A 12,995-nucleotide genomic window follows, 5' to 3' on the forward strand; every position below is an offset into this window, starting at 1 on the left:
TAAGCGCCGCTTCCAGGAGCATGACGGTTTCGAACGCGCCCGCGCGTGTCGCTCCATGCTCCGGCTCAATCCAGAGCCTGTCCAAGCTGGAGACGCCGCCGAATGCGACGCCTGCTGACCGACGCGCCCCTGGCGCGTTGCAAAAGCCTATTGATCCACGGCGGCCAGACCGCCGCCTTTGCGACCGTGGCCCTGCTGGCCGCCGCCGCCGCCCCCGGCGTGACGCGCGAAGCGGCGCCGACAGTTGCGGCCGAGCCCGTGGCCCCGCCGGTGAAGGCTCAGGTCGAAAAGGCCGGTCCGGTGATGCGGGAGATCGGGTTTTCCGCCCCCGTGCGCGGCTATGCGATCAACTCCCCCTTCGGCCTGCGCAAGCTGGCGATCGAGGCCCGCGCCCGCGCGCACAAGGGCGTGGACATCGCCGCGCCCAAGGGAACGTCGGTCTTCACCGCTGCAGAGGGCCGGATCGTCCGCACCGGCTATGAGGCCGGGGGCTACGGCGCCTTTATCGAGGTGCGCCATCCGAACGGCCTCAGCACCCTTTACGGCCACCTCAGCCGCATTGATGTGGCCAGCGGCGATCTGGTGACGAGCGGACAGCGAATCGGCCTGGTCGGCTCGACCGGCTATTCGACAGGCCCCCATCTGCATTTCGAAGTGCGCCGCAGCGGCGCCCAGGTGAACCCGGCCAAGATCGTGGGCCGCCATTTCAAGGTGGCGGTCAAGGCGAAGGACTGATCCCGGCGAAAGATTGCCGCGCCCTTCTTTGCAGCCTAACCTTCTGCAAGCTTTTTGGAGGGGCATCATCATGAACAGAATCGTCGCCGCCGTCGTCGCGGCCGTACTGGCGGCTACGCCCGCCGCGGTCGCCGCCCAGGACTATGGCCGGTACAGCGATGCGGCCGCCCAGACCGAACTGTCCCGCATCGCCGATGTGCAGATGGCGGTCATGATGCCGATGCGCGACGGAGTCGGACTGGCCACCAACATCTATCGGCCCAAGAACGCCCAGGGACCCCTGCCGACCGTCTTCATCCGCACTCCCTATAATGAGCTGGCCTATAACCCCCGCACCACCCGCAGCGCCCTGACCTGGGTCAGCCGCGGCTATGCCCTGGTCATTCAGAACGAGCGGGGGCGCTATTTCTCGGGCGGGGACTATCAGATCCTGGGCTATCCCCAGACCGACGGCTATGACGCCCTGAGCTGGATCGCGGCTCAGCCCTGGTCGAACGGCAAGGTCGGCACCCTGGGCTGCTCGTCTTCGGCCGAATGGCAGCTGGCGCTGGCGGCCCAGAACCATCCCGCCCATGCGGCCATGGTCCCCCAGGCGTCGGGCGCGGGAATCGGCAAGGTCGGGCGGTTCCAGGAACAGGGCAACTGGTACACCGGCGGCGTGCCGCGCAATCTTTTCTTCGTCTGGCTGTACGGTGTCGACAATCCGCTTCGCGCCCAGATCCCGGCGGAGACGGACCAGGAGACCCGCGCCCGCATCGTCCGCTACAACGACTTGGACGCCAAGAAGCCCGAGGTGAACTGGCCCAGCCAGATCCGCCATCTGCCGGTCAACGAGATGCTGAAGGACCTGGGCGAGCCCCCCGCGACCTTCGAGGAACTGATCGCCCGCACGCCCGCCGATCCGGCCTGGCGCGAGGGCGGCCTCTATCACGACGACATGGGCTGGGGCGTGCCGGCCCTGTGGTTCAACAGCTGGTACGACGTCTCCATCGGGCCGAACATGGAGCTGTTCAATCACGCTCGCTCGACCACCCAGGACCGCGAGGCGGCCGAGAACCAGTATGTGGTGGTGGGGCCGAACACTCACTGCGCCTTCGCCGGGCTGAAGGCCGGTTTCCGCTCGGGCGATCGCGACCTGGGCGACGCCAGTTTCGACGCGGACGGCCTGGTCCTGGCCTGGTTCGACCGTTGGCTGAAGGGCGAGCGCCGCGCCTTCCCCGACAGCACGCCGCACGTCCAATATTTCAACATGGGCCAGAACGAATGGCGCACCGCCGCCCAGTGGCCGCCGGCCGGCGTCCAGACCGTGCGGATGTATCTGCGATCCGGCGGGGCGGCCAACAGTCTGAACGGCGACGGCCGGCTGAGCCCCGAGGCGCCGCCGGCGGGCGAACAGGCCGACCGCTATCGCTATGATCCGATGAACCCGGTCCAGACCATCGGCGGCGGCGACTGCTGCAACGGCGGGCTGGTCACGGCCGGCGCCTTTGACCAGCGTCAGATCGAGGCGCGCGACGACGTGCTGGTCTATACCTCGGACCCGCTGACCGAGCCGATGCAGGTGACGGGCTTCGTCGATGCGGTGCTGAAGGTGTCGTCATCGGCGCCCGACACCGACTTCGCGGTCAAGCTGGTGGATGTGGCGCCGGACGGGACGGCCTATATCCTGGGCGACACCATCATGCGGGCCCGCTATCGCACCGGCTACGACCGGCCCACGCCCCTGACGCCCGGCCAGATCGCGACGGTGCAGCCCACGCCGATCACCATCAGCAACACCTTCCAGCCGGGCCACCGCATCCGGGTCGAGGTGACCAGCTCCAACTTCCCGAAATTCGTCCGCAATCTGAACACCGGCGGGCCGAACGAAAGCGAGACCCAGGGCCGGGTCGCCGACAACGCCCTGCATCACGCCGGAGACGACGCCTCCTACATCGACCTGCCCGTCCTGAAATAGGGCGACGGGGCGGAAGCGGCTGGCCTGAACCGCTTCCGCCTTGCTAGGCTGGCTGCAATCATAAGGGGAGACGGAATGACGGCTGCGTTGACGCTGGAAAGCGTGAGCAAGCGGTACGGCGGTTTCGACGCCGTGCGCGACCTGAGCTTCGAAGTGCCCAAGGGCTCGATCTGCGGCTTTCTGGGGCCGAACGGGGCGGGCAAGACCTCAACCCTGCGGATGATCCTGGGGCTGCAACCGGCGACCTCGGGCCGGATCGACATCCTGGGCGCGCCGGACGGGCGGCTGGTCCGCGACCGGATCGGCTTCCTGCCTGAGGAGCGCGGTCTCTACAAGAAGATGACCCCGGTGGAGGCCATCGCCTTCTTCGGCGCCCTGAAGGGCCTCCCCTCCCACGAAGGCAAGAAGCGCGCGAGGCAGTTGCTGGAGCAGCAGGGCCTGGGCGCGGCGCAGAAGAAGAAGATGAAGGAGTTGTCCAAGGGGATGGCTCAGAAGGTTCAGTTGATCGCCGCCGTGGTGCACCGGCCCGAGTTCGTCATCCTGGACGAGCCCTTCTCAGGCCTCGATCCGATGAACCAGCAGGGGCTGGAGGAGATGATCCGCGGCCTGGCGGCGGACGGGGCGACGGTCCTGTTCTCGACCCATGTGATGCAGCATGCCGAACGGCTGTGCGACAAGGTGGTGCTGCTGGCCAAGGGGCGTAAGGCGTTCGAAGGCACGGTCGAGGAGGCCAAGGCCACCTCCCCCCGCGTCCTGGACCTGGAAGGCGCCATCTCGCCCGAGGCGGCCGGCGCCCTGCCCGGCGTGGCGGGGGTCGAGACCCTGTCCGATCAGGACGGGGTGCGCCGACTGAAGATCGTGCTGGCGGCCGGCGCGGGGGGCCAAGACACGCTGAAGGCCGCCTTCCTGAGCGGGCTGGACGTCCGGGGCTTCGCCCTGAAGGAACCGACCCTGCATGACGCCTTCATCGGCCTGACCGGCGACAATCCCGATCAACCCGCCGTCCGCGCGGAGGCGGTCCAATGAAACGCACCCTGCTGATCGCCCGCCGCGAATATGTCGCCTACGCCAAGACCGTGGGCTTTTGGCTGTCGCTTCTGGCCTTTCCGATGTTCGCCGTCCTGGGCGGGGGCATCCCCCTGCTGATCCGCTCGGCGGAACCGATCAAGGTAGTGACGGTGATCGAGGACGGTCCGGCGGCGACCGGCCTGGCCGCCGAGGTGCGCGCCGCCCTTCAGGAAGAGAAGGACCGTCTGGCGGAGCGGGTGCAGGAAGCAGCCCAGAAGGGCCAGGCCGCGGCCGGCCGCGCCGCCGCCTCCATCAGCGGTCCGAAGATGCGGCTGATCGACGCCCCGCCCGCCCTCACCGTCGCGGCGCCCGGCGCCGCACGTGAGGCGGCCTTGCGCGAGGTGCTGGACAAGGATGCGTCCAAGGACCGGCGCGTGGACGCCGTGGTCTTCTTGAGCCGCGTCGACGGCAAGCCCCAGGCCCAGGTCTGGACCGCGCGGGCCATGGACAATGACGTCGCCGACTTCGTCCGCAACGCCCTGCGGACCGGCTACCGGGACCAGGCCCTGACCGCTGCAGGCGTCGCCCCGTCCCTGGTCGAGCAGATCGAATCCTTCAAGCCCGAGGTGAAGGCCTTTTCGCCAAACGCCGCCAGCGGGGGCGAGGTGTCGATGCGTGATCGAATTCCGGCCTTCATCGGCCTGGGCGCCGGCTTCCTGCTGTGGTCGCTGGTGATCACCGGCGCCTCCATCCTGCTGAACAGCGTGATGGAGGAGAAGTCGAACAAGATTCTGGAGGTGCTGCTGTCCTCGGCCTCCGCCTCGGAAATCCTGACGGGCAAGGTTCTGGGGGTGGCGATGCTGACCTTGACGGTGCTGGCGGTCTGGGCGGGAATCGGAACCTCGGTGCTGACGTCGGCCTCGCCCGATACGGCGGCGACGATCGGCCAGGTGCTGTTGGACGGCGGCCTGGTCTTCTATTTCATCGCCTATATGGTCGGCGGCTATCTGATGTACGCCGTGCTGTTCGCGGCCATCGGCGCCTTCTGCGAGACGCCGCGCGACGCCCAGACCCTGATGGGGCCGATCATGATGATCCTGGTCGTGCCGATCCTGGTCATGCAGATGGCCCTGACCAGCCCTGATGCGCCGGTGGTGAAGGTCCTGTCGTGGATACCCTTCTTCACCCCCTTCCTGATGAGCGCGCGGGCGCCCAGCGATCCGCCCCTGATCGAGGTCGTTCTGACCTTGATCGGCATGTTCGCCACCGCCGCCCTGATGGTCTGGATCGCTGGCCGCGCCTTCCGCGCCGGCGCCCTGTCAGACGTGAAGCTGAGCTGGAAGACGTTCGGACGGGCGGTGACGGGACGGGGATGAGGCGCCGCCTCCTCTCCGCCTCGCACCACGGAGGCGACAAGAAAAAGGCCGCTTCCCGAGGGAAGCGGCCTTTGATCTTTCGGCCTACGCCTGAGCCCTTTCGGGCTGAGCCTTAGCGGCCGCCGGGGACGCGCGGCTTGGGCGCAGGCAGCAGGCCTTCGCGTTGGGCGCGCTTGCGGGCCAGCTTGCGGGCGCGACGGACGGCCTCGGCCTTTTGGCGGGCGCGCTTTTCCGAAGGCTTTTCGTAGTGCACGTGGCGCTTCATTTCACGGAAGCTGCCTTCGCGCTGCATCTTCTTCTTGAGGGCTTTCTGCGCTTGATCGACGTTGTTGTCGCGGACGAAAATCTGAACCAGGGGTATCTCTCCTTTGGCCGCCCGCCGCGTCCTTTCGAAGGGAGACGGGCAGACAAATAAAATCCTCTCCCGGGAGCGAGGCTCTCGGATGAAGGCGGGCTGATACACGAGCCCGCCGCGTCTGTCCAGTTCGTCGCAACCATTCTTCCAGGCTCGAAACCCCGAAAAGACGGGCGTATGATCCGCCAATGACACAGACCGACGATTGGGCCGATCAGACCGAACAGACCGTGCTGGACGCCGCCGTCGCCCGCGCCCCCGCCCTGGGCTGGAACGCCCGATTGGTCCGGGAGGCGTGCGAAGCCTGCGGCCTCTCGGTGGGGGATGAGGAACTGCTGCTGCCCAACGGCGCGCGGGATCTGGCGGCCCTGCTGTCGCGCCGCCACGACGCGCGCGCCCTGGAGGCCCTGGGCGCCGTCGATCCCAAGTCGCTGAAGATTCGCGAGCGAATCGCCCGCGCCGTGTCCGAACGGATGGAGGCCGGCGCCGCCGATCTGGAGGCGACGCGCCGCTGCGCCGCCTTCCTGGCCCTGCCGACCAACACCGATCTGGGGCTGAAGCTGGCGTGGGAGACGGCCGACCATCTGTGGCGCTGGGCTGGGGATGAATCGACCGACTGGAACCACTATTCGAAGCGGACCATCCTGTCGGGCATACTGATTCCCGCCCTGACGATGCGCTGGTTCGACGGCAGCGAGGCGGCGGAAGCCTTTGTCGCTCGCCGCATCGAAAACGTCATGGCCTTCGAAAAGTGGAAGGCTGGCAAGGATTTCGAGGCGCCGTTCCGCAAGGTGACGGATGTGCTGAGTCGCATCCGTTATGGGGCGCGAGGTTAGGCGCTCGTCTCGCCGCTTTCGCTCCTTTGTCGCTGCGCAGCGTTGCATTCGAGTGTCGCTGCGCAGCGTTGCATTCGAGACGGGTGAGCGCCAGCTAAGCTTCAGTCCCAGGAGCGATGCGCATGGCCGACGAGATTCTTCACACGACCGCCTTGAACGCGATCAACCAGAAGCTTGTGGCGGATGGGGAACGCCTGCCCGCTGTGAAGTTGAAGGACGGCAGCACGGTCCAGACCGGCACGGTCGCCACCATGTTGCTCAACATCGAACATTATAATCAGGGCGCACGGGGCGATGTGGAGCGCCAGTTGGAACTGGCCGTGCCCACACTGGCCAAGATCGGCCTGTTCGACCTGTTCAGCCCGCACGAATGGTGCGCCGGCGACAATCCGGGACGAGCCTTCGTCGGGCGACTGGCGCTGGCTCACATCGTCGACGAATCGGGTCGCTGACCGAAGCGATCGCCACAGACGGCCTCAGACCGTCCCCAACACCCGGTTCACATGGGCCATCTTGCGGCCCGGTCGAGCCTCGGCCTTGCCGTAGAGGTGCAGCCGTTCGTCGGCCTTGGCGGACAGGGCGCGCCATTGATCGACCTCGTCGCCCAGCAGATTCTTCATCTCGATCCGGGCATGGGCCGCCGTGGGGCCGAGGGGCCAGCCGGCCACCGCGCGGATATGCTGTTCGAACTGGTCACAGACGCAGCCGTCCTGAGTCCAGTGGCCGGTATTGTGGACGCGCGGGGCGATCTCATTGACCAGCAGAACGTCGTCTCCGAGGTCGAACAGCTCGACCCCGATCACGCCCACATAGTCCAGACCGTCCAGGATCGCCTCGGCGATGGCGCGGGCGCGCACCTGGGTCTTTTCGTCGACGGCCGCGGGGGCCAGGGTCGTGCGCAGCACCCCGCCCTCGTGCCGGTTCTCGCCCAGCGGATAGACCGCCATATGACCGTCCCAGTCGCGGGCGGCGATGACCGACAGTTCGCGCACGAAGGTCGCCCTGGCCTCCAGGATCGCCGGACGGCCGCCCAGGCTTTCCAGGGCGGCGGGCGCGTCCTCGATGGCGTGGATCCAGACCTGGCCCTTGCCGTCATAGCCTTCGCGCCGGGTCTTCAGCAGGGCGGGCAGGCCCAGCTCCGTCAGGCCGACGACCAGGTCGTCCAGCGTATCGACCACGGCGAAATCCACCGTCGGGGCGCCGACGGCGTTCAGGAAGGTCTTTTCGTCCACCCGATCCTGCGACACGCGAAGCGCGGTCGGCCCCGGCGCGACCAGGGCGCCGGCCTCGGCCAGCCGCTCGATGGAGGCGGCCGGCACATTCTCGAACTCGAAGGTCACGACGTCGGCGGCGCGGCCGAGCGCCGTGAGGGCCTCGGGATCGTCATAGGCGGCGACGATCTGGCTATGGGACACGCGGCCCGCAGGGCTGTTCGGTTCCGGATCCAGGATCACGACGTCGAAGCCAAGGCGCGAGGCGGCCTGGCTCAGCATCCGACCCAGCTGTCCTCCGCCGAGGATGCCGAGGGTGGAGCCTGGGGGAAGCGGAAGCTGGGGCACTCAGTCCTCGACGGTTTCGGCGACGGAATCGGTCAGGGCGGCGCGGAAGGCGGCGAGGCGCTGGGCCAGGGCTTCATCCGACAGGGCCAGGATCTGGGCAGCGAGGATGCCGGCGTTGGCGGCGCCCGCCTCGCCGATGGCCAGTGTGGCGACCGGCACGCCGGCCGGCATCTGCACGATCGACAGCAGACTATCCATGCCCTTCAGCGCCTTGGACTGAACCGGCACGCCCAGCACCGGCAGGTCCGTCATCGAGGCGGCCATGCCCGGCAGATGGGCGGCGCCCCCGGCTCCGGCGATAATGACCTTGAAGCCTGCCGCCTTGGCGCCGGTGGAGAACTCGACCAGTCGCTGCGGGGTGCGGTGGGCGCTGACGACCTTGGCCGTCCAGGCGACGCCCAGCTGATCCAGCTTGTCGGCGGCCAGCTTCATCGTCGGCCAGTCCGAACGGCTGCCCATGATGATCGCCACCGGCGTTGCGGAAGTCGCCATAGTTCAAGGCCCCTCACGGAAAGGCGCCCGTTACAGCACACGGGGCGCCGCCGCAACCGAACAGCGCCGGTTCATCGCGGGAATCCGCGCCGCGCCGCCTTCAATCTCTGCCGTCCAGCCTCTAACATCGACCTATCGCGCGTCCGTCTGAGTCGCGCCGCCGGAGCCTGCCTGCGCCGTGACCGACGTGGCCGAACACGACCTGACCGCCGAGATCGCGCGCCTGCGCGCCGAGCTGGACGCCTGGAAACAGCGCGCGGCGGCGGCCGAGGCGGCGGCCGATCACGACGTCCTGACCCCGGCCCTGAACCGTCGAGGCTTCGTCGCCGCCCTACAAAGGGCCATGGCCTATTGCCAGCGGCATGAGGTGCCGGCAGTTCTGCTTTATCTGGATATGGATGGGTTCAAGGGGGTGAACGACCGCCTGGGTCACGCCGCCGGGGATGCGGCCCTGGTGGCCGTTGCGCGGATCATGATCGGCCATCTGCGGGAATCCGACGCCGTGGGCCGCCTGGGCGGTGACGAATTCGCCCTCTTGATGCTGAACGCCGGCCAGGAAGACGGGCGGGCCAAGGCGCGACAGCTGGCCGAGGCTCTGGAGACCGAAGGCTTCGTCTGGAACGGCGAACGCACCCCCCTGGGGGGCTCTTTCGGGGTCCGCGCCTGGGACGGCCATACGGACGCCGAGGTCTGGCTGACCGAGGCCGACGCCGCCATGTGGGTGCGCAAGAAGGGGCGCTGAGGCCCCTTCCCCGCCTTCCGTCCTACAGGGGCAGGCGCAGCTGGACGCCGCCCATATGGCTGTCGGCGTGTTCGCCGTAGCGACCACGATAGGCCACCGACACCTTCACAGGGCCGACCGAGCCCTCGACCCCCGCCGAGGCCAGGAACTGGCCGCCGAAGGGTTCCTCCACCTCACGCTCCAGCACCTGGGCCGGATTATTGTACAGGCCGACGCGGACCGGATCCGAACTGTCGTCCAGGGCGTCGCGATAGCCGCCCTCGGCGAACAGGGCGAAACGGCCCATCTCCGCCTCGGCCCGCAAAGCGACCTCGCCGCTGATCGCCTTCATCTCGCGGTCTTCGTACTGGTACTGGGCGGCGACGCCCTGCTCCCAATAGCCGTCGACGTCGCTGGTCGCCCAGGTGACGGCGGCGCGAGGCGACAGGGCCAGGCCCCCCATCTCGAACCACATCCCGCCCTGCAAACGCGCGCCGGTGCTGAGGGCGCGTGTCTCGGCCGTATGGACGATCGGCGCCAGGCTGGTGGTGCGTTGGATGTCGTCGATATTGTCGCGCGCCACCCCGACCGCCGCATTGACGAACAGGTCGCCCGAGCGCCAGCCGCCGTACAGGTCCAGGCCGAAACTTTCGACGCTGAAGGTCAAGGCCTGGCTTTCGACCTCGCTGGTGCGGGCCGTCCCGGCCATGCCGAAACGCCAATGTTCCGACGGACCGGCTTCCAGGGCGATGCGAGCGCCCCAGCCGTCGCTGGACGAATCGGTGACCGAGCCGCGCGCATCCGTCTCGACGCTGTCGACCATGGCCGAGGCGGTGATCGCCACGCCCGCCTCCCAGGCCTCGCGGCCGGACAGGGCCTCGCTGGCGGCGTCCAGCGCGTCTTCACGGTGCCGGAAGGCGGTCTCCCCCTGCAAGGCCGCCTGGGCGCCGATGTCGCCATAATAGAGGTAGTCGGTCGCCAGCCGGGCGATGATCTGGTGCCCCGTCGCGGTCGGATGCACCCCGTCGAAGTAGAAGTAGCTGGCGGGGTTCGAACAGACCGTCACCCCGTTGAAACAGGCCTGGGTGACGTTGGTCACACCGAATTGGCCGGGATTGGCCGCCAAGGTGTCGCCGATCTTGAACAGGTCCATCATGATGATGTTGCTGCCTGGACGGGCGGCCGCCGTTGCGGTCAGGCCCGTTTGCAGGGCGGTGTTGAAGGTGGTCACCGCATAATCCGCCAAGGGCGCCGCTGTCGTGCCTCGGAACTGGGGCGTCAGGCTGAGTTTGGGCAGGTTGGTGACCAGTATGGTCCCCGCGCCTGCTCCGGCCACGCTGTTGACCAGGCTGTTGACGTTGGCCGCCGCGCCGGTCGCGACCGGGGTGATGGCGGCGACCGGGCTGGAGGAGGCGCCGGCGGCAGGCAGACCCTGGAAGATGTCATTGGCGCCGCCCAGGACGCTGACCAGGTCATTGGCCCCGAAGGTTCCGCCGCGGCTGGTGTAGGCGGCCAACTGGGTCAGCATGCCTGGCGGCGGGCCGGCCGACGAATCGGTACGGGCGCCGCCGAAGGCGTAGTTGATGCTGCCGCTGACCGACCCGTTGAAGTTGACGGCGTTGAAGCCCAGCAACTCCGTAAAGACCGGGCCGGTAGAGAACCGGCCTTGATAATAGGGCGGCGACGGCGGCTGCGTGCCCGCCGAGGCCAGATAGAGGTTGCCGTTGTCGCTCAGACTGTCGCCGAAGACGACCAGGCGATTATAGGTCTGGGCCGAGGCCGAACCCGCGAAGGCGCAGGCGGCGAGCGCCAGGGCCGCGGCGGCGGCGCCGTTGAGATAGCGTGACATATGTTCCTCCCACAGCCGTCTGTGTCGCGGCCGTTAGGTCGGGAGGATGCGCCACTCTGCGAAGAGCGCAAGATGCCGTTACGTCAGTCTTCGGAAAGAATATGTCGCAGACGCTTAATGCAGGGTGCGGAACTTCAGGGTGCCGATCACCGTCTTCAGCGTGCGCAGCGCCTCCGGATCGTAGTCCTTGTCCACATCGGTGATGACATAGCCGGTGCGTTCGTCGGTCTTCAGATGCTGACCCAGGATGTTCAGACCCGCCGCCGCGAGCGCCCGGTTAAGGTCGGCCAAGACCCCCGGCTGGTTCTTGTGGATGTGCAGGATGCGGTGCGCGCCGGAGACCTCGGCCAGTTGCACATTCGGCAGATTGACGCTGAAGGTGGTGTCGCCCCGGTTCAGATAGCCCAGCAGGCGCTCGGCCGCGAACTCGGCGATGGCTTCCTGGGCCTCCTCAGTCGATCCGCCGATGTGCGGCGTCAGGATCATGTTCTTCAGCCCCTGAAGCGGGCTTTCGAATGGGTCGGAATTGGTGCGCGGTTCTTCCGGGAAGACGTCGACCGCCGCCCCGGCGATCCGGCCGGACCCCATGGCCTGGGCCAGGGCGCCGACGTCCACCACATGGCCGCGCGACAGGTTCAGAAACAGCGCCCCCTCCTTCATCCGGGCGAACTGGGTCGCGCCGAAGATGTTGGCGTTTTCGCGCCGCCCGTCGACGTGCAGGGTCACCACGTCGCTCTCGGCCAAGAGGGCGTCCAGCGACCGCATACGCCGGGCGTTGCCCAGGGCGAGCCGTTCCGACAGGTCGTAGAACAGCACCCGCATGCCCAGGTTTTCGGCCAGCACCGACAGCTGGCTGCCGATGGCGCCGTAACCGACGATTCCCAGGGTCTTGCCGCGCAGCTCCTTGGACCCGGTCGCCGACTTGTTCCATTTTCCGACGTGCATGGCGGCGGACTTGTCGGGCACGTCGCGCATCAGGACGATCATCAGTCCGATGGCCAGTTCCACGACCGAGCGGGTGTTCGAATAGGGGGCGTTGAACACCGCCACCCCGTGATCGGCGGCGGCCTCTAAGTCGATCTGGTTGGTGCCGATGCAGAAGGCGGCCACCGCCATCAACCGATCGGCCTCCTCCAGCACACGGCGACTGACGGTGGTCTTCGAGCGGATGCCCAACACATGCACGCCCTTGATGGCGGCGATCAGATCGTCCTCGTCCAAGGCGCCCTTCATGGTCTCGACGGAATAACCGGCCTCCTCCAGCCGCTCGACGGCTACGGGGTGGATGTTCTCCAGCAGCAACATCTTCATCCGGCTGCGCGGAAAGGACCAGCGGCCCGACAGGCCCTCGGCGTGCAGCACCTCATCCAGAGAAGCAGCTTCGGCGTCGGCGACCTCGATCACCGACGGACGGCGCGCGACCTCGGTGAAGGCGTAGAAGGCGTCGGCCGCTCCGGCCAGCTTGACCTCGGCGTCGTTCCAGCCGTCGCCGACCATGACGACGCGACCCGACAGGTTCAGGGCGTGGATCACCGCCGGCTTGCCGTCGGCGTGGGACAGGGGATTGGCGTCGTCGACGCCCGTCACCCGCCCGTCCGCGTCATAGATCAGGTCGTTGCACAGCACCCGGTCGGGCGAAACGCCCAGCAGTTCGGCCACCGGCGCGATCACTTCGCGGAAGCCGCCGGACAGAATGACCACCCTGCCCTTGTGCTGCTGGAAGAAGGTCAGATTGCGCCGCACAGAGGCGGTCAGCCGGTCGGACGCGCGCTCCGCCAGGGACTGCACATGGTCGCGGGTCAGGGGCAGCAGGGCCAGACGCCGACGCAGCGCCTCCCCAAAAGCGAGGTCGCCCGCCATGGCCTGATCGGTCAGGGCGGCGATCTCGGCCCGCGTCGCCTCAGCCTGAGGCGAGTCCGCCAAGGCGAGGTCGGCCAAGGCTTCCAGTGTCTCGAAATCGACCAGGGTCGAATCAAAGTCGAAGATCAGGGTGGGGCGCGCAGTCATGGAGCGCGTCTTAGACGCCTTCGCGCCTGCGGCAAAGCCGAGGCGTGCTGAAGAAGGCGATCAGTTGCGCTTAATCCTTGCCGCCCGCCGCGATATTCCG

12 protein-coding genes are annotated in these 12,995 nt (G+C 67.7%); 7 read left to right on the forward strand and 5 right to left on the reverse strand.

Going from position 1 to position 12,995, the window contains the following annotated elements:
- Window positions 1-102: 102 nt before the first annotated feature.
- The 4 genes from GGQ93_RS06785 (at window position 103) to GGQ93_RS06800 (ending at window position 5,076) form a co-directional block, all read left to right on the forward strand.
- Window positions 103-735, forward strand: a complete 633-nt coding sequence (locus GGQ93_RS06785; protein WP_054765418.1) for a M23 family metallopeptidase — start codon at window positions 103-105, stop codon at window positions 733-735.
- Between the two features lie 70 nt (window positions 736-805).
- Window positions 806-2,692 (forward strand): CocE/NonD family hydrolase, encoded by a 1,887-nt coding sequence (locus GGQ93_RS06790; protein WP_183215908.1) that lies wholly within the window; start codon window positions 806-808, stop codon window positions 2,690-2,692.
- 75 nt (window positions 2,693-2,767) lie between these two features.
- Window positions 2,768-3,718: an ABC transporter ATP-binding protein gene (locus GGQ93_RS06795; protein ID WP_054765416.1), complete on the forward strand. Its 951-nt coding sequence runs from the start codon at window positions 2,768-2,770 to the stop codon at window positions 3,716-3,718.
- The gene (locus GGQ93_RS06800) at window positions 3,715-5,076 is read left to right on the forward strand and encodes an ABC transporter permease (protein WP_182713923.1); all 1,362 of its coding nucleotides are present in this window, start codon (window positions 3,715-3,717) and stop codon (window positions 5,074-5,076) included. The genes GGQ93_RS06795 and GGQ93_RS06800 overlap by 4 nt, the downstream gene beginning before the upstream one ends.
- A gap of 112 nt (window positions 5,077-5,188) precedes the next feature.
- Here GGQ93_RS06800 and rpsU read toward each other — a convergent pair whose 3' ends face one another.
- A complete protein-coding gene (rpsU, locus tag GGQ93_RS06805; RefSeq protein ID WP_183216107.1) occupies window positions 5,189-5,431 on the reverse strand; it encodes a 30S ribosomal protein S21 in 243 nt (80 codons plus the stop codon).
- 188 nt (window positions 5,432-5,619) lie between these two features.
- Here rpsU and GGQ93_RS06810 point away from each other — a divergent pair, with 188 nt between their 5' ends.
- Both GGQ93_RS06810 and GGQ93_RS06815 read left to right on the forward strand, forming a co-directional pair.
- Complete coding sequence (locus GGQ93_RS06810) at window positions 5,620-6,267, forward strand: COQ9 family protein (RefSeq protein WP_152949918.1); 648 nt, start codon at window positions 5,620-5,622, stop codon at window positions 6,265-6,267.
- A 122-nt stretch (window positions 6,268-6,389) separates the two neighbouring features.
- Window positions 6,390-6,719 carry a DUF7709 family protein gene (locus GGQ93_RS06815; RefSeq protein ID WP_182713922.1) on the forward strand — a complete coding sequence of 110 codons (330 nt, stop codon included), beginning with the start codon at window positions 6,390-6,392 and terminating at the stop codon, window positions 6,717-6,719.
- Window positions 6,720-6,743: 24 nt separating this feature from the next.
- Here the strand turns inward: GGQ93_RS06815 and GGQ93_RS06820 are convergent, their stop codons facing one another.
- Window positions 6,744-7,826, reverse strand: a complete 1,083-nt coding sequence (locus GGQ93_RS06820; protein ID WP_054765412.1) for a 5-(carboxyamino)imidazole ribonucleotide synthase — start codon at window positions 7,824-7,826, stop codon at window positions 6,744-6,746.
- Window positions 7,827-8,318 carry a 5-(carboxyamino)imidazole ribonucleotide mutase gene (gene purE, locus GGQ93_RS06825; protein ID WP_152949906.1) on the reverse strand — a complete coding sequence of 164 codons (492 nt, stop codon included), beginning with the start codon at window positions 8,316-8,318 and terminating at the stop codon, window positions 7,827-7,829.
- Between the two features lie 178 nt (window positions 8,319-8,496).
- Between purE and GGQ93_RS06830 the strand changes: the two genes are divergently transcribed.
- Window positions 8,497-9,060: a GGDEF domain-containing protein gene (locus tag GGQ93_RS06830; protein ID WP_183215910.1), complete on the forward strand. Its 564-nt coding sequence runs from the start codon at window positions 8,497-8,499 to the stop codon at window positions 9,058-9,060.
- Between the two features lie 22 nt (window positions 9,061-9,082).
- Here GGQ93_RS06830 and GGQ93_RS06835 read toward each other — a convergent pair whose 3' ends face one another.
- Window positions 9,083-10,888 carry an autotransporter domain-containing protein gene (locus tag GGQ93_RS06835; RefSeq protein ID WP_183215912.1) on the reverse strand — a complete coding sequence of 602 codons (1,806 nt, stop codon included), beginning with the start codon at window positions 10,886-10,888 and terminating at the stop codon, window positions 9,083-9,085.
- A 114-nt stretch (window positions 10,889-11,002) separates the two neighbouring features.
- Window positions 11,003-12,895, reverse strand: a complete 1,893-nt coding sequence (gene serA, locus GGQ93_RS16510) for a phosphoglycerate dehydrogenase (RefSeq protein ID WP_183215914.1) — start codon at window positions 12,893-12,895, stop codon at window positions 11,003-11,005.
- Window positions 12,896-12,995: the final 100 nt, after the last annotated feature.

It is taken from the genome of Brevundimonas aurantiaca (genome assembly GCF_014199955.1).
GTDB lineage: Bacteria > Pseudomonadota > Alphaproteobacteria > Caulobacterales > Caulobacteraceae > Brevundimonas > Brevundimonas aurantiaca.

What these genes read in the sequence shown, in the direction of transcription:
- GGQ93_RS06785 (WP_054765418.1), top strand. Translation starts at nt 103, where the DNA reads ATGCGACGCCTGCTGACCGACGCGCCCCTGGCGCGTTGCAAAAGCCTA.
- GGQ93_RS06790 (WP_183215908.1), top strand. Translation starts at nt 806, where the DNA reads ATGAACAGAATCGTCGCCGCCGTCGTCGCGGCCGTACTGGCGGCTACG.
- GGQ93_RS06795 (WP_054765416.1), top strand. Translation starts at nt 2,768, where the DNA reads ATGACGGCTGCGTTGACGCTGGAAAGCGTGAGCAAGCGGTACGGCGGT.
- GGQ93_RS06800 (WP_182713923.1), top strand. Translation starts at nt 3,715, where the DNA reads ATGAAACGCACCCTGCTGATCGCCCGCCGCGAATATGTCGCCTACGCC.
- GGQ93_RS06810 (WP_152949918.1), top strand. Translation starts at nt 5,620, where the DNA reads ATGACACAGACCGACGATTGGGCCGATCAGACCGAACAGACCGTGCTG.
- GGQ93_RS06815 (WP_182713922.1), top strand. Translation starts at nt 6,390, where the DNA reads ATGGCCGACGAGATTCTTCACACGACCGCCTTGAACGCGATCAACCAG.
- purE (WP_152949906.1), bottom strand. Translation starts at nt 8,318, where the DNA reads ATGGCGACTTCCGCAACGCCGGTGGCGATCATCATGGGCAGCCGTTCG.
- GGQ93_RS06835 (WP_183215912.1), bottom strand. Translation starts at nt 10,888, where the DNA reads ATGTCACGCTATCTCAACGGCGCCGCCGCCGCGGCCCTGGCGCTCGCC.
- serA (WP_183215914.1), bottom strand. Translation starts at nt 12,895, where the DNA reads ATGACTGCGCGCCCCACCCTGATCTTCGACTTTGATTCGACCCTGGTC.